The sequence below is a fragment of the Empedobacter sp. UBA5987 genome (genome assembly GCF_002429865.1).
In the GTDB taxonomy this organism is placed as follows: domain Bacteria; phylum Bacteroidota; class Bacteroidia; order Flavobacteriales; family Weeksellaceae; genus Empedobacter; species Empedobacter falsenii_B.
This window is the reverse complement of record NZ_DJBB01000061.1, coordinates 25,696-48,376: the sequence shown is the minus strand read 5'-3', so window position 1 is coordinate 48,376 and position 22,681 is coordinate 25,696. Positions and strand designations below refer to the sequence as shown.

General features: G+C 30.8%; 25 protein-coding genes. 5 read left to right on the top strand and 20 right to left on the bottom strand.

Going from position 1 to position 22,681, the window contains the following annotated elements; translation table 11 throughout:
* Window positions 1-16: 16 nt before the first annotated feature.
* The 8 genes from recN to B3J26_RS10480 form a co-directional block, all read right to left on the bottom strand.
* The gene (gene recN / locus B3J26_RS10515; protein WP_291074480.1) at window positions 17-1,675 is read right to left on the bottom strand and encodes a DNA repair protein RecN; all 1,659 of its coding nucleotides are present in this window, start codon (window positions 1,673-1,675) and stop codon (window positions 17-19) included.
* Window positions 1,676-2,584: a DUF4835 family protein gene (locus tag B3J26_RS10510; RefSeq protein WP_038334260.1), complete on the bottom strand. Its 909-nt coding sequence runs from the start codon at window positions 2,582-2,584 to the stop codon at window positions 1,676-1,678.
* An 8-nt stretch (window positions 2,585-2,592) separates the two neighbouring features.
* On the bottom strand, window positions 2,593-3,792 hold the full coding sequence (coaBC, locus tag B3J26_RS10505; RefSeq protein ID WP_280061428.1) for a bifunctional phosphopantothenoylcysteine decarboxylase/phosphopantothenate--cysteine ligase CoaBC: 1,200 nt from the start codon (window positions 3,790-3,792) through the stop codon (window positions 2,593-2,595).
* The gene (locus B3J26_RS10500; RefSeq protein WP_019973784.1) at window positions 3,792-4,115 is read right to left on the bottom strand and encodes a DNA-directed RNA polymerase subunit omega; all 324 of its coding nucleotides are present in this window, start codon (window positions 4,113-4,115) and stop codon (window positions 3,792-3,794) included. The genes coaBC and B3J26_RS10500 overlap by 1 nt, the downstream gene beginning before the upstream one ends.
* Before the next feature lie 27 nt (window positions 4,116-4,142).
* Window positions 4,143-5,024, bottom strand: coding sequence for an outer membrane protein assembly factor BamD (locus tag B3J26_RS10495; RefSeq protein WP_291074479.1), 882 nt, complete (start codon window positions 5,022-5,024; stop codon window positions 4,143-4,145).
* An 81-nt stretch (window positions 5,025-5,105) separates the two neighbouring features.
* Window positions 5,106-5,612, bottom strand: a complete 507-nt coding sequence (locus tag B3J26_RS10490; RefSeq protein ID WP_038334248.1) for a ferritin — start codon at window positions 5,610-5,612, stop codon at window positions 5,106-5,108.
* Between the two features lie 12 nt (window positions 5,613-5,624).
* The gene (dapA, locus tag B3J26_RS10485; protein ID WP_115000572.1) at window positions 5,625-6,503 is read right to left on the bottom strand and encodes a 4-hydroxy-tetrahydrodipicolinate synthase; all 879 of its coding nucleotides are present in this window, start codon (window positions 6,501-6,503) and stop codon (window positions 5,625-5,627) included.
* Window positions 6,504-6,728: 225 nt separating this feature from the next.
* Window positions 6,729-7,196: a hypothetical protein gene (locus B3J26_RS10480; protein ID WP_038334238.1), complete on the bottom strand. Its 468-nt coding sequence runs from the start codon at window positions 7,194-7,196 to the stop codon at window positions 6,729-6,731.
* 218 nt (window positions 7,197-7,414) lie between these two features.
* Here B3J26_RS10480 and B3J26_RS10475 point away from each other — a divergent pair, with 218 nt between their 5' ends.
* A complete protein-coding gene (locus tag B3J26_RS10475) occupies window positions 7,415-8,080 on the top strand; it encodes an HAD family hydrolase (protein WP_221854475.1) in 666 nt (221 codons plus the stop codon).
* A 2-nt stretch (window positions 8,081-8,082) separates the two neighbouring features.
* Here the strand turns inward: B3J26_RS10475 and B3J26_RS10470 are convergent, their stop codons facing one another.
* The 4 genes from B3J26_RS10470 to B3J26_RS10455 form a co-directional block, all read right to left on the bottom strand.
* A complete protein-coding gene (locus tag B3J26_RS10470; RefSeq protein WP_291074477.1) occupies window positions 8,083-9,852 on the bottom strand; it encodes a MutS-related protein in 1,770 nt (589 codons plus the stop codon).
* 91 nt (window positions 9,853-9,943) lie between these two features.
* Window positions 9,944-10,552 (bottom strand): fumarylacetoacetate hydrolase family protein, encoded by a 609-nt coding sequence (locus B3J26_RS10465; RefSeq protein ID WP_038334221.1) that lies wholly within the window; start codon window positions 10,550-10,552, stop codon window positions 9,944-9,946.
* Between the two features lie 3 nt (window positions 10,553-10,555).
* Window positions 10,556-11,314 (bottom strand): 3'-5' exonuclease, encoded by a 759-nt coding sequence (locus tag B3J26_RS10460; RefSeq protein ID WP_291074475.1) that lies wholly within the window; start codon window positions 11,312-11,314, stop codon window positions 10,556-10,558.
* On the bottom strand, window positions 11,311-12,051 hold the full coding sequence (locus tag B3J26_RS10455) for a CDP-alcohol phosphatidyltransferase family protein (protein WP_260543118.1): 741 nt from the start codon (window positions 12,049-12,051) through the stop codon (window positions 11,311-11,313). Before B3J26_RS10455 ends, B3J26_RS10460 begins: the two co-directional genes overlap by 4 nt.
* A 105-nt stretch (window positions 12,052-12,156) precedes the next feature.
* On the opposite strand from B3J26_RS10455, the gene B3J26_RS10450 reads away from it, so the two are divergent.
* On the top strand, window positions 12,157-13,257 hold the full coding sequence (locus tag B3J26_RS10450; RefSeq protein ID WP_291074472.1) for a PorV/PorQ family protein: 1,101 nt from the start codon (window positions 12,157-12,159) through the stop codon (window positions 13,255-13,257).
* Window position 13,258: 1 nt separating this feature from the next.
* Here B3J26_RS10450 and B3J26_RS10445 read toward each other — a convergent pair whose 3' ends face one another.
* From B3J26_RS10445 to pafA, 7 genes are all read right to left on the bottom strand, one after another.
* Window positions 13,259-13,870 carry a hypothetical protein gene (locus B3J26_RS10445; protein WP_225541989.1) on the bottom strand — a complete coding sequence of 204 codons (612 nt, stop codon included), beginning with the start codon at window positions 13,868-13,870 and terminating at the stop codon, window positions 13,259-13,261.
* Window positions 13,871-14,087: 217 nt separating this feature from the next.
* A complete protein-coding gene (locus B3J26_RS10440) occupies window positions 14,088-14,921 on the bottom strand; it encodes a sulfurtransferase (RefSeq protein ID WP_225539997.1) in 834 nt (277 codons plus the stop codon).
* A gap of 83 nt (window positions 14,922-15,004) precedes the next feature.
* Window positions 15,005-15,463 carry a hypothetical protein gene (locus B3J26_RS10435; RefSeq protein ID WP_291074469.1) on the bottom strand — a complete coding sequence of 153 codons (459 nt, stop codon included), beginning with the start codon at window positions 15,461-15,463 and terminating at the stop codon, window positions 15,005-15,007.
* Window positions 15,464-15,465: 2 nt separating this feature from the next.
* Window positions 15,466-15,780 (bottom strand): hypothetical protein, encoded by a 315-nt coding sequence (locus tag B3J26_RS10430; protein ID WP_291074467.1) that lies wholly within the window; start codon window positions 15,778-15,780, stop codon window positions 15,466-15,468.
* Between the two features lie 69 nt (window positions 15,781-15,849).
* Window positions 15,850-17,019, bottom strand: coding sequence for a porin (locus B3J26_RS10425; protein WP_291074464.1), 1,170 nt, complete (start codon window positions 17,017-17,019; stop codon window positions 15,850-15,852).
* A gap of 54 nt (window positions 17,020-17,073) precedes the next feature.
* Window positions 17,074-17,985: a linear amide C-N hydrolase gene (locus B3J26_RS10420; protein WP_280051483.1), complete on the bottom strand. Its 912-nt coding sequence runs from the start codon at window positions 17,983-17,985 to the stop codon at window positions 17,074-17,076.
* Between the two features lie 136 nt (window positions 17,986-18,121).
* Window positions 18,122-19,768: an alkaline phosphatase PafA gene (pafA, locus tag B3J26_RS10415; RefSeq protein WP_125349369.1), complete on the bottom strand. Its 1,647-nt coding sequence runs from the start codon at window positions 19,766-19,768 to the stop codon at window positions 18,122-18,124.
* Window positions 19,769-19,872: 104 nt separating this feature from the next.
* On the opposite strand from pafA, the gene B3J26_RS10410 reads away from it, so the two are divergent.
* Window positions 19,873-20,325, top strand: a complete 453-nt coding sequence (locus tag B3J26_RS10410) for an SRPBCC family protein (RefSeq protein WP_115000556.1) — start codon at window positions 19,873-19,875, stop codon at window positions 20,323-20,325.
* A gap of 50 nt (window positions 20,326-20,375) precedes the next feature.
* Here B3J26_RS10410 and B3J26_RS10405 read toward each other — a convergent pair whose 3' ends face one another.
* On the bottom strand, window positions 20,376-20,582 hold the full coding sequence (locus B3J26_RS10405) for a hypothetical protein (protein WP_038334195.1): 207 nt from the start codon (window positions 20,580-20,582) through the stop codon (window positions 20,376-20,378).
* 136 nt (window positions 20,583-20,718) lie between these two features.
* Here B3J26_RS10405 and fumC point away from each other — a divergent pair, with 136 nt between their 5' ends.
* Both fumC and B3J26_RS10395 read left to right on the top strand, forming a co-directional pair.
* Window positions 20,719-22,116 carry a class II fumarate hydratase gene (fumC, locus tag B3J26_RS10400; RefSeq protein ID WP_038334188.1) on the top strand — a complete coding sequence of 466 codons (1,398 nt, stop codon included), beginning with the start codon at window positions 20,719-20,721 and terminating at the stop codon, window positions 22,114-22,116.
* A gap of 130 nt (window positions 22,117-22,246) precedes the next feature.
* On the top strand, window positions 22,247-22,681 hold the full coding sequence (locus tag B3J26_RS10395; protein ID WP_038334185.1) for an antitoxin Xre/MbcA/ParS toxin-binding domain-containing protein: 435 nt from the start codon (window positions 22,247-22,249) through the stop codon (window positions 22,679-22,681).

Below are 22,681 nucleotides of genomic sequence, written 5' to 3'. Positions count from 1 at the left end.
ATCTAGAATTTTAATTTTAATTCAAATTCATTAATTCTTTTGCTTGATTGATTGCTGCATCTGTTAATTCTGAACCAGAAATCATTTGAGCAATTTCTTCTAAACGTTGTTGTTGAGAAAGTTCTATCACATTTGTTTGTGTCGTTTCGTCAACAACTTCTTTGTAAACTTTTAGCTGATAATTTCCTTTTGAAGCAACTTGTGGCAAATGCGTAATTACTAAAAGTTGCATATTTTCAGCCATTGTTTGCATTACTTTTCCTGTTTCATTCGCAACTTTTCCAGAAATTCCTGTATCAATTTCATCTAAAATCAACGTTGGTAAATGTTGATGCGTTGCCAATAATTTTTTAATCGCTAACATCAATCGAGAACGTTCTCCACCAGAAACAGATTTCTCGAAAATACGCGGTTCCATTCCTTTATTTGCCGAGAATAAAAACAAAACTTCATCTTTTCCAGTTGCTGTGAAATCTGCTGTTTCGTTTAATTGAATCGTTAATTGAGAATTTTCCATTCCCAATTGTGACAACGTATTCAAGATATTTTTTCGGATAATTTCGATAGAAGAAATTCTATTTTTTCTAATTTTAATTACTTGTTTTTCAAGTTTTTCTGAAATTGAATTCAATTCTTTATTTAAGTGAATAATTAAATCACTCAAATTATCAAAACCAGAAGTTTGACTTTCTAATTCGTCACGTTTTGCAATTAATTCTTCAACAGAAATCACATTATGTTTACGCAATAATTTATGAATCAAATCGTAACGATCTGTAATTTCTTGTAATCTTTCAGGATTAATTTCAGTCGAATCTATCAAACTACTCATTTCACCAGAAATATCTTGCAATTCTATTTTAGAAGAAATTAATCGTTCGTAAATAGAATTGTATTGCGAATTATAATCCGAAATTTTATTCAATTTATTGCTTGCTTCATTCAATTGAGAAATGATTCCCATCTCTGGATGTTCCAAAAATTGGTAAGTTTCATTCAAAGTCGAAATAATTTCTTCTACGTTTGACAAAGATTTTATTTCGATTTCCAATTCCTCTAATTCTTCATTTTTTAGCGAAGCATTGTTCAATTCTTCCCACAAATGCAATTTATACTCTAAATCTTGTGATTGATTTTCTAATGAATTTTGAGCGTCTTTTATCTTTTTCTTTGTTGAAATATAATGGTTAAAATCCTTCTTATATTCTTTCAACAAGTCTTTATTTTCTCCATAAATATCCAACATCGAAAGTTGAAAATCAGCTTCAAAAATTTTAGGTGTATTAAATTGAGAATGAATATCAATCAATAATTCTGATAATTCTTGTAAAATAGAGACTTTAACAGGCGTATCATTGATAAAAGCACGCGATTTCCCAGAAGGTAATAATTCTCTTCTCAAAATAGATTCGTCTTCATAATCTAAATCATTCTCTTCGAAAAAATCATTTAATTCAAGATTTTTAATCTCAAAAACAGCTTCGATAATACATTTTTCATCAACATTTTTCAAGGCTTTTAAATCGGCACGTTCGCCTAAAACTAATTTTAAAGCACCTAACAAAATCGATTTTCCAGCACCAGTTTCACCGGTAATTGTGGTCATACCTTGATGAAAATCAATCTCCAATTGATCGATAATGGCGAAATTATTAACGCGAAGAGTTTTTAACATTTACTTTTTCAATTTATTCCAATAATTGTCGTTGTATTTTGGCGCGATTGAATTTAAAATTCCTTTTAGTTTTTCGATATTCACCGTAGAAACCTGTCCGCCTGAAAATACTTGACTAATTTCGCTATTTTTTGCTGTTAAGAAAAGTTCTAGCGGATAAAATTGAGAATAATTTCCTCTTTGGTAAAATTCTAATTGCAATAACGTATTTCCAATCGCATTTTTACCACGAACTTCGTTTTCAGACATAATGTCTAAGCCGTTTCTATGATATTGATAGATAATATTTCGAAGTGTAGAATTATCCGATTTTAGAATATTGTTAATTAAAGCTGTGCGCGATTTTATTCCATCTAATTCGCTCCAACCAGAGAAGTTATTATTTGCTTGACCGAAATCAGCAATTTTCTTCGCCATTTTGAAATACTCAGTTCCGCCTTCTTTCGCAAACGTATCTGCATCATATCCCAAAACTAAATAAATGTAATACGTTAATACATCTGTCAAATTTTTTCCACTGAATTTGCGATCATTGAAAATTAATTCTTCAGATTCTTGGTATTGAAACGTAAAATTATCGTCAGATAAATTAAGAACAGGCGTATAGTACGTTGAGTTAAAAACAGGACGACGAGATTGTACTAAAATCGTACCTTTCATTCTGTTTCCCTCTCGTTCAATTATATTAATGACGAAACTAGCTTCAATTCTTTCGTATGTTTTTAAACGATCATTTGTCCATTTTGTTGAATTAATAAATGTTTTTAATGATCTTTCTAAAGTTTGATAAACCTGTGTGTTAGATCCTTGAACTTGAGAATAATCGACTTTTACATCTGCAATAATATTTTGCGAGAAAGCCGAAATAGCTAAACACGACGAAAAGAAAATTGAGGCTAATTTCTTCATAATAAATTTTATAACTTATTTAAAATGACATTTAAAATATCTTTTGCAACATCTGTTTTTGATTTTGCATCAAATTGTTGCATTGATAAATCTTTGTCAATAATTGTAATTTTGTTTGTATTCTTCTGAAAACCAGCTTCTTTATCTTGCATCGAATTAAGAACTATAAAATCAAGATTCTTTTTGGCTAATTTTTTCTTTGCATATTCTTCTTCGTTATTCGTTTCTAACGCAAAACCAACCAATAATTGATGTGTTTTGATTTCGCCTAACGATTTTAGAATATCAGGATTTTTCACCAATTCGATAATTAAATTATCATCATTTTCTTTCTTAATTTTTTGCTCAGCCATTTCTTTTGGACGATAATCTGCAACAGCCGCCGACATTACAACAACATCAGCATCAGCAAAATTAGCGTGCATCGCTTCGTACATATCACGAGCAGAAACAACATTTATTCGATCGATAGGAAAACCGGTAACAGATTCGTGACTTGGACCACTGACCAAGGTAACTTTAGCACCCAAATTAGTAGCAGCTTTCGCAATCTCGAATCCCATTTTTCCAGAAGAATAATTACCTATAAAACGAACAGGATCTAAGTTTTCGTATGTAGGACCAGCAGAAACCACTACTTTTTTTCCGTGAAGTGGGAGAGTAGCTTCGATTGTACTTTCCAAAAACGCAATAATGTTTTCAGGTTCAGCCATTCTACCTTCTCCAACCAATCCACTTGCTAATTCACCAGCTTCAGCAGGAATACAAATATTTCCGAAAGATTCTAATTTAGCAATATTTTCTAAAGTTGAAGGATGTTTGTACATATCCAAATCCATTGCTGGAGCAAAATATACAGGACATTTAGCTGAAAGATAAGTTGCTAGAACTAAATTATCACATGTCCCATCTGCCATATGTGACAACGTATTTGCTGTGCAAGGCGCAATAATCATATAATCTGCCCAAAGAGCATATTCCACATGATTATTCCAATCCCCTTTATCACCGAAAAATTCCCATTCGACTGGATGTTTGGAAAGCGTGGAAAGTGTAAGTGGAGTAACGAAGTTTTGAGCTTCTGGCGTCATAATAACTTTGACATCAGCTCCTTTTTTGATAAGCCCTCTAACAAGAAAAGCGGCTTTGTAGGCCGCTATTCCGGCAGAAACTGCCAAAAGAATTTTTTTACTATGTAAAACAGACATTATTTATCCTCATTTGGATTTCTGTAATATACGTCATTGTCTAACCATTCCTTAACCGCAATAGAAGTCGGTTTTGGTAATCTTTCGTAGAATTTTGAAACTTCGATTTGCTCTCTGTTTTCAAAAACTTCTTCTAAAGAATCTGTATGTGCAGCAAACTCATCCAATTTCTGAATTAATTCAGTTTTCATTTCTTGGTTGATTTGTTCTGCTCTTTTACCCATAATTACAATCGATTCGTATAAGTTTCCTGTTTTCTCATCGATTTTATTACGATCATAAGTTTGTGTTGTTGGTGCTGCACCGATATCCTTGAAATTCATAATGAAAGAATTTTATATATTTTACTATTATTTATTATTTTGCTCTTTGCTTAATTCAGCTTGATCAGCTTCAAATTTCTTTTTAGCTACTTCTATATCAGCTAATTGTTTTTTAGTCTCCACCATATCTTTGTCGATTTTCTCCATCAATTTATCAGCTTCTGCTTTAAATTTTGTTTGCGGATAATATCTTGTTAACAAAAGATATTGCGTTCTGGCATCTTGTAAACGTAAATCTTTGTTTTCGATACGAGAGAAATTTAATGCCAATTCTGTTTTAGAACGTAATGAATACATCATTGCTTCTTCACGAAATTTAGAATCAGGATATTCATCAACCATATTGTCAAAAGAAACTCCAGCAGCCTTGTATTTCATTGTTTTGTAATAAACTTTAGAAATTTCGAAAGACTTTAATTCTAATTTTTGTCTAAGTTCTGTAATATAATTATTCGCTTCTGCAACGTGTGCTGATTCTGGATACGAATTGATAAACCCTTGTAACTCACTGATTGCTGTGTACGTACTTGTTTGATCCAAGTCATATTTTGGCGAATCTTTGTAATAAGAAAATGCCGATTTGAACAAAGCTTCTTCTGCGCGGCTATCTATAGGATAAGCTCCTGCAAAGCTTTTGAATTGATGTCCTGCTAAACGGAAACTTTTTTCGTTAAAGTTACCTTGTGCCATATTATAGGCAATGTCCGCAGATTTTTCTGTTCCTACAAATGATGTAGAAATTTTTTCATACAATTCGTTTGCCAAATCATATTTACCATCTTGATACAATTGTGTAGCCAATGTAAAGATTTCGTCTTTATCCGTACTTTTCATCGCTTTGTTATAGGTCTTGTTACAAGACACTAAAGAAGCGCCAATTAAAACTACTAAGCTTAGTTTTTTAAACATTCTGCAAATTTAATAAAATTTGAGGACTAAAGTATAAAATATTTTTTTCTTATCCTCTTAATAAAATCTCAAAGTTTTGATTTATTCCGCTGTTGTGTCTGTACTTAATGTAACTATATCACGATCAAATAGATATAAACCTCCTTTGTCAGATCCAATCATTTCTAGCTTATCTAAGATATTTCTTGCTAATTTTTCTTCTTCAATTTGCTCAGAAACATACCATTGCAAGAAATTGTGAGTTGAATAATCTCTTTCTTCTAATGTTAAGCCTACAATTTCGTTAATTGATTCAGAAACAAAGCATTCGTGGTTTAAAATTGCAGTAAAAACTTCTTTCAATGTTGTGAAATCTTGTTTTGGTTCTTCAATTTGTGGAACAAACGCTTTTCCGCCTCTTTCGTTAATAAATTTAATTAATTTTAACATATGCATACGTTCTTCGTCTGCATGCGAGTACAAGAAATTTGCAGTTCCTTCTAAACCTTTCACTTCAGCCCAAGAAGCCATAGCTAAATATAATTGAGAAGAATCTCCTTCTAATTTGATTTGTTTGTTTAATGCGTCTAATATTGTATCTTTTATCATAGCTTTATTTTTTTAGATGTTTGATAATAATTGGTTAATTTTTGTTGTCAAATTAGCTGATGCTGGAACTAAAGGTAATCTTGTAAATGGTTTACAAACTCCTTTTTTATCTAAAACAGCTTTTATTCCGCAAGGATTTCCTTCCTCGAAGATAGCACGTGTAATTTCTACAACTTTGTAATGACCTTCGTAAGCAGCAACAACTTCTTTGTTGATTGCTTTGCGAATCATATCTGTAAAAACAGTTGGAACACCTTGTCCAATAACAGAAATAACACCAGAACCTCCAGCTAAAGTCATTGGAACAGCGAATTCATCATCACCAGAAATAATATTGAAATCTTCGCGTGTATTTTTACGGATAATATCTGTTGATTGTAAGAAATCTGGTGAAGCTTCTTTAATCGCAACAATATTTTTGAATTCATTTGCTAAACGAATTGTTGTATCTGCTGAGATATTAGAACCCGTTCTACCAGGAACATTATACAAAATAATGTTGGCGTCTGTACTTTCTGCAATCGCTTTATAATGTTGATAAATCCCTTCTTGATTTGGTTTATTATAATAAGGAGAAACCGTAAGAACTGCGATATAATCACTCAAATCTGTTTCTTGATATCCATTAATAACTTCTGCCGTATTGTTACCTCCAATACCCAAAACCATCGGAACACGATTAGCATTCGCCTTCTTTATTGTTTCGATTACCTGTTTCTTTTCATCTTTTGTAAGTGTTGCTGCTTCTGCAGTAGTTCCTAAAATAACTAAATACTCAACACCGCCATCGATACTATAGTTTACTAAATTTTCTAATGCAGTATAATCTACGGTACCATCTTGTTGAAAAGGCGTAACCAAAGCAACTCCTGTCCCAATTAATTGTTTCATCTTTTATAAATGTTATTAAATCTAATACTAAGTTAAAATTCGGAATTATATCTTGAATAATCAAATAATAGTGCTAATCTATAATTGGTCTTAGATAAAATCCAAAATCTTTCAAAAATAGCGATTAATTTATAGGAATAAAATTAATTTATGTATAGATTATATGATTTTACTTATAAAAAAAGCCACTCAAAACGAGTGGCTCATATTATTTCTAACTTTAGATTAGTTAAATGTATATTTAAATCCTAAAGAAAAACGCCCAGCTTCAAAATCTGAATCATTTGATAATCTCCAATCAGGCTTCCAATCAAAATGTAAAGCCAAAGGAGCAGATGGAATTTTATATTCTAAACCTGCTTGTGGACGAATACCAAATATTGTTTTATCTTCATAATATCCTTTATCTACAAAAGTTAATTGAGGTCCAACCCCTACATACCATCCTAAGCCATTTGTACCAGAAAAAGGTTGATTATACGTATAATCTGCACCTAAAACAGTAACATGATCTCCAAACATCACCTGTACATTACCAGCGTTTTTACCATCAAAAGAGTGTTTGAATTGTGGACCTACTAATGTTTCTCCATCTCCTAAATCTACAACAACACCTAAAGCATTTTTATAGTTTTGAGCATTTACTTGAGAAATTCCTAATGCCATTACAGCAACTAATAATACTTTTTTCATTTTTATTAAATTTTCAGTTTTTAACTTTGTTATACCATCTATTTTACAAAAAGCGTGCAAATGTTATCTTAATGTTAAGTTTTAACATTTTTAATCGAATAATAATTATATATATTGCTTTGTATGAGTAAGATATTTGGTTAATTTAAAATCATTCTAAAGTTTAAACTTTTACATTATTCTCTTAAAAAAGTTAATTTTGTAGAAACAAAACAATAATGATTAAAACTGTAATTTTCGATATGGACGGCGTAATCGTCGATACAGAACCAGTGCATAAATATGCTTATTTCGAACATTATAAAGAACTGAATATTCCAGTTACGGAAGAATTATTTGCTACATTTACAGGACAATCGACAAAGAATGTTTATCAAATTCTGAAAGATAAATTTGATCTGAAAGAAGAAGTGAACGATTTGGTTTTGAGAAAACGTACCATCTTTAATGAAGCTTTTGACACAAAACCTGATTTGTATTTGATTGACGGGGTTGAGAGTTTGATTAAAGATTTATACAGTAATGGAATCGAACTGATTTTGGCGTCCTCGGCTTCAAAATCGACAATTGATCGAGTTTTTAATCGTTTTGAGTTGAATCAATATTTTACACATAAAATTTCTGGCGAAAACTTTCCGAAGTCAAAACCAGATCCTGCTATTTTTCTATATGCAGCTGATTTGGCTAAATCTAAACATGCTGAATGTATAGTTATCGAAGATAGTAAAAACGGAGTGGAAGCGGCTTCCCGTGCGAATTTGTATTGTTTAGGTTACAAAAGTGCAAATTCGAAACAACAAGATATTTCAAAAGCAAATTGTATTGTAGATGATTTTAATGCGATTGATGCAAATTTTATTAAAGAATTTGAATTAACAATTTAAGATTAATCAATAATCTTAAATTGTTTCATTAAGAAAATGGCATTCATCATTTTGGTTGTGCCTTTTCTTAATTTATAATCTGAATAATAATTGTTGTCCACGTTTTTTAATTCGAAACAATAATTAATAATATGATCCGGGTTTTCACCTTCCATTTTCGTTAATTCTAAATCGTGAGTCGCGATAAAACCAATTAATTTTGTAGGAGATTTAATCAATTTTTCTAAAAATTTTTGCGAACCAATTAGTTTATCTTCTGAATTTGTTCCTTTTAAAATCTCATCTAAAATGATGATTTGTGGTTGATCATTTTCTAAACGTTCAATCAAAATTTTCAATTTATTAATTTCATTTTTGAAATAAGAATCGCCAGAAGACAGATTATCAACCGTTCTGATACTTGTAAATAAATCCATTGGGTAAAATGACATTTTTTCTGCACTCACTTTTGCGCCGTTCATCGCTAAAACCAAATTTGTTCCAACTGTTCTCAAAAAAGTACTTTTTCCAGCCATATTTGCACCTGTAATAATCGCAATATTGTTTGGACGATTGGTTTCAAAATCATTTTTTATAACTGTTTTTTCATCTAATAAAGGATGAAAACCATTCGTAATTTTTAATTCATAAGGTTCTTCAACAATTTCTGGATACGTAAACATTTTGTATTTATCATTAAAAATAGCAAACGATACAAAAGTCTCTAATTTAGCCAATTCATCTAACCAAGGTTTGATTTGATGAACCGTTTTTTGAACTTCATTTTCAAATTTGATCGAATAATGTAATAGCCACAAGAAAAATGTATTCAACACAAATCCGACAATCGGGAAATTTGCTGCATCTAAAGTTTCTTTTGTTGAAGAAATTGTCTTGATTAAATCCGATGATTTGAAAGGATTTACAAATGTATTTTGAATTTCAACATTTAGTTTTGATTCAAATTTTTCTTCTTCAATATGTCGAAAAACTTCATATAAATTATCCAATTCATCTGCTTTCATTGTCGTATAAGCTGCTATTCGTCGAAGTTGTTGTTTATAAAACATGGAAATTGCATTCGAAATAATAACTGCGCCTAGAATCCAATAAAAAACAATTTCTTTCGGAAAACTAATAATTGCTAAAGCGATAAAACATAAAATATTCAGAACAGAAAAGATGAGTGGAAGTAATTTTATTGAATTAGTATTGAATACACGATTTTCGAACACAAAAATTGAAGATTGATTCATGTTTAATCGCTTTGTAAATGTCAAAAATGTCACTATCCAATTTCTTTTTTCAGCCAATTCTGTAAATGCATTTTGTCTATCAATAATTTCTGATTTGTCTAAAATCAAATTCGATAAAAAATGTTTCAACTGTAAATTTCCAATTCGAGTTTGCGTTTTATTGATCCGATTGAAGATTGAATTTCCTTCCAAAATATCTAAATCTTTGTTGTAAACATTATTGAACTGAGAATTATCTTCAACAAATGGATCGATATAATCATCAGATTTTATTTGATTAATAATTTCTAAAGCTTGAATTGAATAATTGAGTTCCGAAGAAATTTTAGAAGTTTTAACCACTAAAACGATGAAAACTATAAATAAAATAGAAGAAATAATCAAATATAAATTGTTGCTCGACGTGACGTAAAGCAAGAAAAATACAACCGAAATAATAAATGCAACAAGCCTGATATTGCTGATTTTATTCTTTTTTGACTTTAAAAGATTAAAATCATTTTGTAGTTTTTCTTCAATTTTCAGATAGTTTTCCATTCTTAATTTTATTTCTGATTAAAGGTAGTGGTATAAATAATAAAAGAGCGAAATTTCGCTCTTTTAAATTGTTTTTTATATAAAGTGTGGATTACAACACTTTTATTTCGAATACTTTTTCATCATTCAAATAACCTTCTAAGGTATCTTTTGAATTGATTTTAGAAACTCCAGCAGGTGTTCCAGTAAAAATTAAATCACCTTTTTTCAAGGTAAAATATTTAGAACATTCAGCAATTAAGGTATTGATATGAAAAATCATATCTTTTGAATTTCCTGTTTGTACGTTTTCTCCATTTCGATCTAATTTGAACGCTAAATTCTCTAAATCAAAATTTTCTTTTGGATAGAAATCGGAAGCAAATGCAGAACCATCAAAAGCTTTCGCAATTTCCCAAGGAAAACGTTTTTCCTTTAATTCTTGTTGTACATCGCGCGCTGTAAAATCAATTCCTAAACCGATTTCTGAGAAATAACGATCTGCAAATTGAGGCTGAATCATTTTTCCAACTCGATCAATTTTAATCACAATTTCCGTTTCAAAATGAACTTCTTTTGTAAAACTTGGAATTACAAAAGGAAAACCCTTTCTCAAAATTGCAGAATCTGGTTTCATGAAAAACATTGGAGATTCTGGAATTGGATTATTTAATTCTTTTGCATGTTCAACGTAATTTCGTCCGACACAAATAATTTTCATCGCTTAAAAACCGTTTTGTAATTTGATTCGAGTAAAAACTTTCTTTGTATATAAAGGAAAATCAGCATTCTGAATCCACGAATAATAACCTGGATCTTTTGCAAAAATATCCGTCACAACTTGTCCTTTATATTTACCAAACGAAATAATTTCTTGGTCTTTATCATTGTATTGAATAAATCCAGCTAAATCAGCCGTTTTGCGTTGAGAAGAAAATTCGCTCAAAAATTTATTGTCATTTTCAAGCTCGTCATATTTCTCGATTTGTGCCATCAAAACTTCGTAAGTCGCAATTGTATCAGCTTCCGCAGAATGTGCATCAATCAAATCTTTATCACAATAATACTTATAAGCAGCGCTTAAATTACGAGGTTCCATTTTATGATAAATCACTTGCACATCAATTGGACGATGTTTCGATAAATCAAAATCAAACCCGTTACGCAATAATTCTTCCGCTAAAAGTGGAATATCAAAGCGATTTGAATTGTATCCAGCCAAATCAGAATCTTTAATCATTTCCATAATTGCAGGGGCAAGCTCTTTGAAAGAAGGCGCATCGGCAACATCTTCGTCAGAAATTCCGTGAATTAAAGTTGTTTCTGGTGGAATTGGAATTCCTGGATTAACTTTCCATGTTTTTACTTCTTTTGTTCCATCTGTAAAAGCTTTCACAATAGAGATTTCAACGATTCGGTCTTTCGAAACATTTGTTCCTGTCGTTTCTAAATCAAAGAAACAGATATTTTTAGTTAATTTCATTTTGTAATTTCTTTTCTAAAAATGATTGAGATGATGATATATAATAGGATAATTAATGGAATAGCAGCCACTTGCAACCAAGCTACTAAACCAATTGTAATGATTAAGAAAATGTATTTATAATAATTTTCTGCCCAACTCAATCCTTTAAATTTTAAGGCAAATAATGGTAAATCGATAATTAATAAGATACTAAAAACAATAGACACAGCGATTAATAAATACGTATCTATTTCTGGATTGATAATTTGTCCTTTGTTGTAATAAATTGAAAATAATGAAAAAATAAATAAGGTATTAGATGGAGTTGCTAATCCTTTGAAATAAGTACTTTGATCTTCATCTAAATTAAATTTCGCTAATCGTAAAGCAGAAAAAGCCGGAACTAAAAATGCAAATAATGAAAGAGCTGAAATTTTTAAGTTTTCATTTTCATAAATAAAATCAGTTGACAAATGATTAAAAATCGAAAATAACATCAATCCAGGAACTACACCAAACGAAATACAATCTGCTAAAGAATCTAACTCTTTTCCGATAGGACTACCAATATTCATTAAGCGAGCAACCATTCCGTCTAAGAAATCGGCAACTAAAGAAATTATCATCAAAACCATGACAATTGTAACTGTGGTAGTTGTAATTTGAGCATTACTCGATATCATAAAAATGGCTGATAATACACCACACGAAAGGTTGAGTAGTGTTAGAAAGTTTGGAATTGTAAATAATTTCATAAATGAATTTTTCAGGACAAAAATACAAACAAATATTAATCTGAATCCTTTTTAAACACAATAAAACCACTAATTTTGAGTTTTTATATACGTAATTTATCAATTTTGAAAAAAATATTCCTTTTATTATCTGTTCTTGCAAGTCAATTTGCTTTTTCTCAAACTGCACGCAAATACTCGAACGAGTTTTTAAACATTGGTGCAGACGCTCGCTCTTTTGCAATGGGAAATGCGGTTGTGGCAAATATTGGAAATGCCAATGCAAGTTATTGGAATCCGGCTGGTTTAACAGAAATTACGTACGATTGGGAAGCTTCTGCAATGCACGCTGAATATTTTCAATCTATTGCAAAATTTGACTACGCAGCAGTTGCTATTCCGTTGAGAGAAAGTAATTCTACTATTGCATTTTCGTTTACACGTTTTGGTGTTGATGACATTTTGAATACGACAGAATTAATTGATAATCAAGGAAATATTAATTACGATAAAATCTCTAAATTTTCCACAGCAGATTATGCTTTGACGATGTCTTATGCGGGGAATGTATTCAACAATAAAGATATTCAGTTTGGAGCTAATGCTAAAATCGTTTATCGACATATTGGGAAATTTGCGCAAGGATTTGGTTTCGGTTTAGATCTTGGTTTGCAATATCGTACCGATAATAAAATGTATTTTGGTTTGATGGCGCGCGATATTACAACAACTTTCAATGCGTGGAGTATCAATAAACAAAAGGTAAAAGAAATCACGATTGACGAACCAAATAATGAAGGTGAGCCAACAATTTTGAATGATTTACCTGGAGAGAATATCGAATTAACAATGCCTAAATTGCAATTTGGAGTTGGAAAGCGTTTTGATTTTAATGAACGAGTTTCGTTATTGGGAGAGGTTGATATAAATATCGAATTTCAACAAACTAATGCAGCAATTTCTGGAAAAGGGTTTTCTATTTCACCACAAGCCGGTATCGAGTTAGCTTATGATGACATGGTTTTTGTTCGCGGAGGATTGAATAATTTACAAAAAATTGAACAATTTGATGGAAAACAAAAAACTCAAATTCAACCAAATATTGGAGTAGGGTTCAAATACAAAGGAATTTCAATTGATTATGCTTTAACTAATTTTGGTGATAGCGGAATAGGTTTATACTCTAATATTTTTTCTGTTCGTTTCGAAATGGATAAGTGGAGATAGATTAATCAATTTTATTAATTCTATAGACAGTTAAAGAACTATAACCAAAATTTCGATCGTACCATTTTAATGGTTTAGATTTTAAAATTTTTCTTTCGTATTCGTACGGAGAAATATAGAATTCTATAGAATCGCCATCTTTTAATTTCTTTAAACGAATTGAATCATCTTCAAATGAAAAATCAAATTCTTTGTATTTATTTAAATCAATAGTAGCAGTTGCACTTCTTCCTTTAAAACGAATTTCTTTAATTTGATCTTTTAATTCAATCAAACCTTTTTCATTAACAGAAGCATTCATTAATTGATCTTGATCATTCTTTAAAACTGCACCAGAAATAATTGTCAATAAAAAAGGAGAAAAACAAAGTATATGATAGAAATAATATTTCCATGATCGTTTATAAAAAATATTTTTTTTACATTTTGATTCAAAGTATTCTGAAATAGTCAGATTTGATGATGCTCCAAATTCAAATAATTTATCACCTAAATGTATCGTTAAGTATTCTGCATCTTTTTTGTAATTATAATCATACGTAATTTCTGATAAAGCAGTTTTCTTCCAATTTCTGTCAAAAAATCCTTTTGTTAAAACATAATCTTCATGCAATTCGAAATATTCAACAGATAAAGTTTTTTTATAAATATAATAACCTGATATAAACCAGTGAATTATGAAGAAAATAGCAAATTCAAATATGATTTCTTTTATTAGTATATATAATATGATTAGAAATATTGATGAATTTAGTATATAGAACGAATTTTTTAAAATATTGTTTATTTTAAAATCTGAATCATCGTAATTTTTATAAATTAACATAAGGTTATCTCTCAATCGGTAAATTTTCATCAGCGCCCCATTCAGACCAAGAACCATCATAGACTTTTATATTTTCGTAACCTGCAATTGTAGAAGCTAAAGCAAGAATCGAAGCTGTAATTCCGGAACCACATGTGAAAATATTTTCTTTGGATGAATCTGTCAATTTTTCGAAAATTGCTTTCAGTTCTTCTTTTGATTTATATGTTGTATCAGCCAAAACATTTTCAAAAAATAAATTCTTAGAAGTTGGAATATGTCCACTTCTCAAACCTTGTCTTGGCTCAGGAGAAGTACCCTTGAAACGCCCTTCTGATCGTGCATCTAGAATCATTTTAGAATCATCATTTATTGCATTTAACATAACTTGTGTATCAGCAAACCAATTAAATTGAAAATCAGCAATAAAGTTACCTTTTACAGTAGATTGAAAATAAATAGAAGTTGTGACAAAATTATTATCGATCCAAACGGGTAATCCGCCATCTAAAACATATATTTCATTGTATCCCATTGCTTTGAACATCCACCAAACTCTCGGACTCGAATAAACGCCCCAACGATCATAACAAACGATGATAGAATCTTGATTAATGCCCAAATTTTGAGCTTCTTTTGTGAAAATTTCTTCATCAACAAGTGTATGAGGAAATTGCGAAGAATGATCAGAAAATTTTCCTTCCAAATCAAAGAAAATAGAATTCGGAATTAATTTTAATTCTTGATCTTTTATTGATTTTCCGACTTTATCAATCGTACAATCTAAAATAATTAAATTTTTAAGATGTAAATTATCATGTAATTCTTGTGTTGATATGATTGGTGAATTGAAAGTCATTTCTAATTTATTTCTTATAAAAGTAAAAAAACGTAACCATTAATAGATAACGTTTTCTATATATTTTTCAGTTTGATTTTAAACTATTTTATATTAAATCCGACTTTTACCATCGGTTCAAACATATCCATATCATAAACAAAGTTGGAATTGTTACTTCCTTTTTCGTAGTCCATACTTATAATTTGATAGCCCGCCATTGCGTAAAATAAATTAGAGAATTTATAACCAGCCAATCCTTCCAATTGCCAAGCTAATTTTGATCCAATTTCAAATCCTCCAATTTCTCCAGAAACATTATACAAAAACCTTTTGTTTGGTAAATTTCTTGTTCTTGCAACTAACATTGGATCTACCCAGGTTTTAGAAACATTACGATCTAAATGAATTGGTTTTAAAGAAATTGGATTGATTAGATTTACATCAAATCCAGATTTAATATTTACAAAGTTCATACTAATTCCAGCTTCTAACCAAGGAGTTATTTTTCTCAATAAACCAACTTCGAAAGAGAATTGTTTTGCTGTTAATTTGCCATCCAAAACTAAAGGATTTTTTTAACATTTGCAGCTAAAGAAGCATAAATAATATCAGATGTAGTTACCCAATCTTTATTTTCGGCTTCAAAAGTTAACATTCCGGCAAATTTCAAATGCTCAAAAAAGTCTGATGGAGATTGACTTACATGTACATTCGGAAGTCGAGAAACACTCGCTTTTCCTTTCATGTGTGGCAACATCATATTTGGTTCTACTTTGAAATGCCAAGAATTATCGGATTGAATTGAGTCTTGAGCAAAAGTTTGAGTACTTGATGCTAATAGAATTAAAAATGTGCTTTTTTGAAAAAAGTTAAACATGATTTTTTAAGTTTCGTTTTATTAATTATTTCAAATAATAGAGAGAAAAGTTAAGTTAGTTATGGTTTATTATAGGTTAAGTTTCTTGTTAAATTGTCTAGATAAATCTAGTTTCATTCCCAATGTAAAAACGCTTTGTTCTTTTTTACCAGCATAATTTTTACCAAAAGAGATGCGCTGTTCTGTATACAATTGTACATATTTCATCGGATGATATTCTAATCCGGTAATCAAATCACTTCGTCTGAATTTTTTATCAATACTAATATTTTCAACAGATTTCTTTGTTTCAGGAACATATAAATTATAACCTCCTAAAATTGAAAATTTATTTAGTTTATATTTCATAGCAGTTTCAAAACCTTTTGCATCAAAAACATAAGAAGGATTAATTGTATTTTCAGATTGATATGAAATAGGTGTAAAATCTCCATTTTGTTGTAAGATTCCAAGTAGACTAACATCAAATTGTTTACTCGTATATTTTAAACCAATTGAATAAAAAGTTGGATGTCCTGATAAACCTAGAATATGATTATCATCAATTAAGTTTTGAGCTATAAAAGCACGGTTAAATGCAGCTCCAATACTAATATTTTGATTTAATTCTAATTGAGCAGAAAAACCAAAACCATCAATAATTTTATCATCATTTCCACCTTTTGTTTGGATTTGAGCACCAAATTGAAAAGCTTTAATTTTATTTCTGTAAATTATTGATTGATCTGCTCGTCCTGTTCCTAGCAAACCTCCATCTGTTCCACCTGTAAAAGTTGCAGAAGCGCGTCCTCCAAATACATTAAAACGATCTGTATAAGCTGTAACATCTCGGTAAACACTCCATTGTTTACCAAATGTTATTTTACCATATTTAGACAAATCAATTCCTAAGTAACCCAAGCGATTACCAAAAACTTGTTGTTTTTGTTCTGAAACAATTGTCAAAAGATCACTATCTAGATTTCCATCAACATTAAACGACGAGTTTCCTTTGAACATATTTATTTGTAATTCAACACCAGCTACAAATGCAATGTTTCCTTTTTTTAGATTAATTTCAATTCCAGCACGAGAGGCATTTTCTTGTAGCTCCATTACTTTATCATGCACAGCAAGATGACCTCTCAAACTAGTGTAAGGTCTTATCGAAATATCAATTGTATCATTTGATTTTTGAGCATAAACAATAGATCCTAATAATAAAAAGGCAGATATAAAATGTTTGTTATTGGCAATCATATTGAATGTTGATTTAGAACTATTTGCAAGAAAAATATTGATTAATTTTTCGATCTAAATTCCAACAAATGTAAATGGTTTTGTATCACTAAAAAGTTGTGAAGTTTCGCCAGCATACGTTTCATTTTTACTTACGCTTAATCGTTTTGTTTTTGCATTTTTACCAAAATCAATTTTCTTTAAATCAACCCAAAATGTATTTGGAGTTTTTGTAGTTTCAAAGTAATAAACAAGATTTTTATGATCAGAAACTGATCTCCATCTTGTAGACGATATGTTAGGTTCTGCTTCTGAAGAAATTCCTAACGGAACCGATACATTTCTGATAACACTAAAAACACTTGCAATAGAAGTGCGAGTATCAGCGGTTTGCGGAATTGCATTAATGTAATATGATGCTCTTACATAACGATCAGCAGCTCTGTTAGTTCCTGGTAACATAATTGTTCCTGGAATCCCTTTCCAATATTGATTAATTGCTAATTGCTCATCAAAAACTGGAGAATTTGTCATTACTGTATAAGAAGGATCATGGTGTATTTTTAATTTCCCGTTTACATATTCGAAAATTGCATTGTCTCCATTTGCATCAGAAATTGAAAGATGTAAAGTTGTAAATTTTTGAGTACCTGGAATGTAGTCAGAAACAATTACAAATTTTTCTTTTCTCAAATCATCTACAGCTTCTTTTACTGTAGCATAATTATCTAAAACATATTGTGCCCAAGCTGCAATTGTAACACCTGGCTTTGTTCCTTTTGGATTAAATTGAGGATACTGGCTTTCTACTAACCACAAAACATTCGCAACAAGTCCTTTTTCGTTCATGCCATCTGTTGTCGCAATGTCCCAAGCACTTGCAATTACACTTCCGTATTTTGAAGTCCATTTTTCCGAAGCATTTCCAACGTTGCCAGATCGATCTATACCTCTAGGAAAAACTAATATGAGCTTATTATTTATCAAAATAATGTTATAGATGTTAATCGTTAATTTCTTTAATTATAAAATTTAAACAATTGAAATAGAGTAAATAATAATTATAGAAACAAAAAAAAACGCAACTAATTAAGTTGCGTTTTTAGAATTATCTTTTATAAGATTATTTTGGATTTGTTACTTCAGAAACTGGTTCGCCAATATTTCCGTTTGGCTCTTCTATATGTAGCAAAGCGGCAACTGTAGGTGCGATATCTGTCATATAAACACGGTTATTATTTTTACCATGTTTTATACCCCAACCCATCAAAACAAATGGAATGTGAGCATCGTAAGCCCCCCAAGTTCCGTGTGTTGTTCCTCCAGCATTTTGTTTTCCGCCGTACCATTGTGGTTCTAAAATATAAGTAATAGCACCGCTACGTTTACGATTGTAACCGTTAACCATTCGTTCTTTGATAATCGCAGGAATAGAAGCTTCTCCAATTTTATCCATATCAGCTACGAAAGAAACACCATCAATTTTTTGCATAAACTTTACGATTTCTTCTTTGATATCTTCTTCGTCTAATTTATTTTGTTCGATCGTTTGATAATTCAAATGAACTTGATAATTTGTCAATGAACGTACAATATCAGTAGATTTGAATTTCTCTTGTAATTTAGCGTTCAATGCTTTTTTTACTTCTCCAGTTGGAAAGTATCCTGCATTACCTTTTTTATCTTGGAAATACTTTGGATTATGAGCTCCACCATGATCAGCAGTTAAGAAAACTAAATATTGTCCTTTTCCAACTTTTTGGTCTAAATGATTAAATAATTGTTCCAAATCTTTATCTAAACGCAAATAAGTATCCTCAGCTTCGATTGTATTTGGCGTAAATTGATGTCCAACATAATCGGTAGAAGAAAAACTAACCGCTAAGAAATCTGTAATTCCTTTCTCGTTTTGACCTAATTTTTCGTTATCAATAATTTCGATTGCGATATCTTTTGTCAACGAATTTCCGAAAGGAGTAGAGCGAATCAAACCTAAACCATTGTCTTTTTTCAATGCTTTCAAATCATAAGGAAATTGCATTTTATCCAATCCTTTATAATTTTCGCGGTATGGATTTCCATCTTTTTCACTTTGTACATACGTATCAATCGGGTAAAGTGTGTTCCATTTGTCTAAATATTTTTCAGCAACTTTTTTATCATTGAATTTTTGCAACCATTTTGGCAACTCATTCATATAAAATGTACTCGAAACCCAATTTCCTGATTCCCCTTCAAACCAAAAAGCAGCATCAGCAAAATGACCTGCAGGTAATATTCCTCCACGATCTTTTAACGAAACTCCATATACTTTTGAACGAAAATTTGTTGCTAATTTTAATTGATCAGTAACTGTAGATGTCAACAAGTTTTTTGGAGACATTTTTCCTGCTTTTGATGAAGTTCCAACCCCATTTACAGCATCATCTTGCGTACAATACATTTCTTGTCCTGTAGCTTGAATGATAAAATCGTTTCCAGCAATTCCGTGAATAGCAGGCACAGAACCTGTATAAATAGTGCTATGACCGATAGCTGTATAAGTAGGTATATAAGGAATATAGGTATTTTCGTTGCTAAAACCTTCGTTTAACATACGATTGAAACCTCCTGTAGAATATCTATCTTGGTAACGATATAAATAATCCCATCGCATTTGATCGACAACGATACCAACTACTAGTTTTGGACGGCTAACCTCTTGTTGCGCATATAGCGAAAGACCAGCAAATAACCCTAAAACACTTAAAAAAGTTTTATTAAATTTCATTTTAAAAATTTTACACATAGCAAATGTAACAATTAAATTTTGGGCTAAATTTAAATAATAATTAAAAAATTAGTAAATTAAACAAAATCATAAAAAAATAGAATATGAGTGCAAAGCCTGTAGAAATAGTAGAAATTTTTGATGTTTCAATTGATAAAGTGTGGAATGCCTTAACGACAAAATCTGCTTTTGATAAATGGTATTTTGATATTAAGAAGTTTGTTCCAGAAGTTGGATTCGAATTTGAGTTTTATGGCGGATCGTATTTACATCACTGTAAAATAGTAGAAGTAGAGCCGACTAAATTGTTAGCTTATACATGGAAATATCCTGTCTACGAAGGAAATTCTGTTGTTACATTTATTTTGGATGAATTAACAGATGAAATTGTTCCGCAAACAAAATTAACGTTGATTCATGAAGGAATTGAAACTTTTCCGCCTGATGATAAAAATTTCTCGCGCGAAAGTTTTGAAGCTGGTTGGACAGAAATTATCCGAATTAGTTTGAAAAATTATTTGGAAGGAAATTATGAAGAAGATTCGAAAGTCGAATAAATAAAAAAAGGAACTTCGTCAAGTTCCTTTTAATTTTTTTTTACAGCTTATTATTTTTTGAATAATACTGTGATTCCTTCTTGATTTGGTAAAATCGGACGAGGATCTTCTGCTGTTACTATTCCAGCTTTTTCTTTTCTTAAATTCGCAACCCAAAATGGAATCCAAGAAATAGCCATCGTTGCAAAAAAGATGATACCCCAGAATCCGCATAAAGCGATTGTTAAGAATAATAAGAAACCTAAAAATTGAATCATGATTTTATTTTTATGTGATACAAACTTAGTAAATAAAATTTATAGAAATACTAACATTAATCACTTTTCTTTCATCAAACGATTTCTTAAATTTGTGAGATAAGTAAACAATATATAAATAATAAAAAATACCAAAATGGAATACAGAATTGAGAAAGACACCATGGGGGAAGTAAAAGTTCCTGCAGATAAATACTGGGGTGCTCAAACAGAACGTTCTCGTAACAACTTTAAAATTGGTCCTGCGGCTTCTATGCCTCACGAAATTGTAGAAGGTTTCGCTTATCTTAAGAAAGCTGCTGCTTATGCAAATGCTGAATTAGGTGTTTTACCAGTTGAAAAACGTGATGCTATTGCTGCTGTATGTGACGAAATTTTAGCAGGAAAATTAGATGATCAATTTCCTTTAGTAATTTGGCAAACAGGTTCAGGAACTCAATCTAATATGAATGTGAATGAAGTTGTTGCTAATCGTGCGCAAGTTTTAGCTGGATTCAAAATTGGAGAAGGTGAACCAGTTCTTAAAGCGAATGACGACGTTAACAAATCTCAATCTTCTAATGATACTTTCCCAACAGGTATGCACATTGCTGCTTATAAAGCAGTTGTTGAAGTAACAATTCCAGGTGTTGAGCAATTACGTGATACATTAGCTAAAAAAGCAGAAGAGTTTAAATCTGTTGTAAAAATTGGTCGTACACACTTAATGGATGCAACGCCATTAACATTAGGTCAAGAAATTTCTGGATACGTAGCTCAATTAAACCACGGTTTAAAAGCTTTAAGAAATACATTAGAACATTTATCTGAAGTTGCTTTAGGTGGTACTGCTGTAGGTACAGGTCTTAACACGCCAGAAGGATACGATGTTTTAGTTGCTAAATACATTGCTGAATTTACAGGACATCCATTTGTAACAGCAGAAAATAAATTCGAAGCATTAGCTGCTCACGATGCAATCGTAGAAACTCACGGAGCTTTGAAACAATTAGCTGTTTCATTAAACAAAATTGCTAATGACGTTCGTATGTTAGCTTCTGGACCTCGTTCAGGTATTGGAGAAATTATCATTCCAGAAAACGAACCAGGATCTTCTATCATGCCAGGTAAAGTAAATCCTACTCAATGTGAGGCGTTAACAATGGTTGCTGCTCAAGTTATGGGTAACGATGTTGCGATTACAATTGGTGGAACTCAAGGTCATTACGAATTGAATGTTTTCAAACCAGTTATGGCTGCAAACTTCTTGCAATCTGCACGTTTATTAGGAGATGCTTGTGTATCTTTTGATGAGCATTGTGCTCAAGGTATCGAGCCAAATTATAACCGTATCAAAGAATTAGTTGATAATTCATTAATGTTAGTTACAGCGCTTAATACAAAAATTGGTTACTACAAAGCTGCAGAAATTGCTCAAACAGCTCATAAAAATAACTCTACGTTAAAAGAAACTGCTATTGCATTAGGATATGTAACTGCGGAAGAATTTGACGAATGGGTGAAACCAGAAGATATGGTTGGTTCTTTGAAATAAGAAATTTTTAAATCATTATATCACAGAGAGGTTGCTTAGGTAACCTCTTTTTTTGTTAAATTTATTTAAATTTGAGAAAAAGTTCCTTTCTTAAGAGGAAAAATTGTAACTTTAGTAAAAGTTTAGAATTATGGCAACTGTTAAACTAAAAAAATACGAACAAATCATAAATGAAATCCCTGAAGTAAGAGATTTTACGAGTGTTTATTTTTACGTAAATCGTTATAATATTGATCAAAAATACATTCAATATCTTGATGAATTATCAACGCTAAAAGACGAAATAATCTCAAGTTGGTTAAATATCACAACGCGTACCTACAGAAATTACAAAACAAAAGATGTATCTCTTAAAGACAATACAAAAGAGCATATTGTTTTATTGATTTCTTTATACAAGCACGGTTTGGAGGTTTTCAATACAAAAGATGATTTTGAGAAATGGTTAACAACGCCTAATGTTTTGTTAGATAAAAAATCGCCAGCAGATTTTCTTGATACAGTTTCAGGTCTCAAATTTATCGATAATCGTTTAACTGCGATAGAGTACGGAGAAAACGTGTAA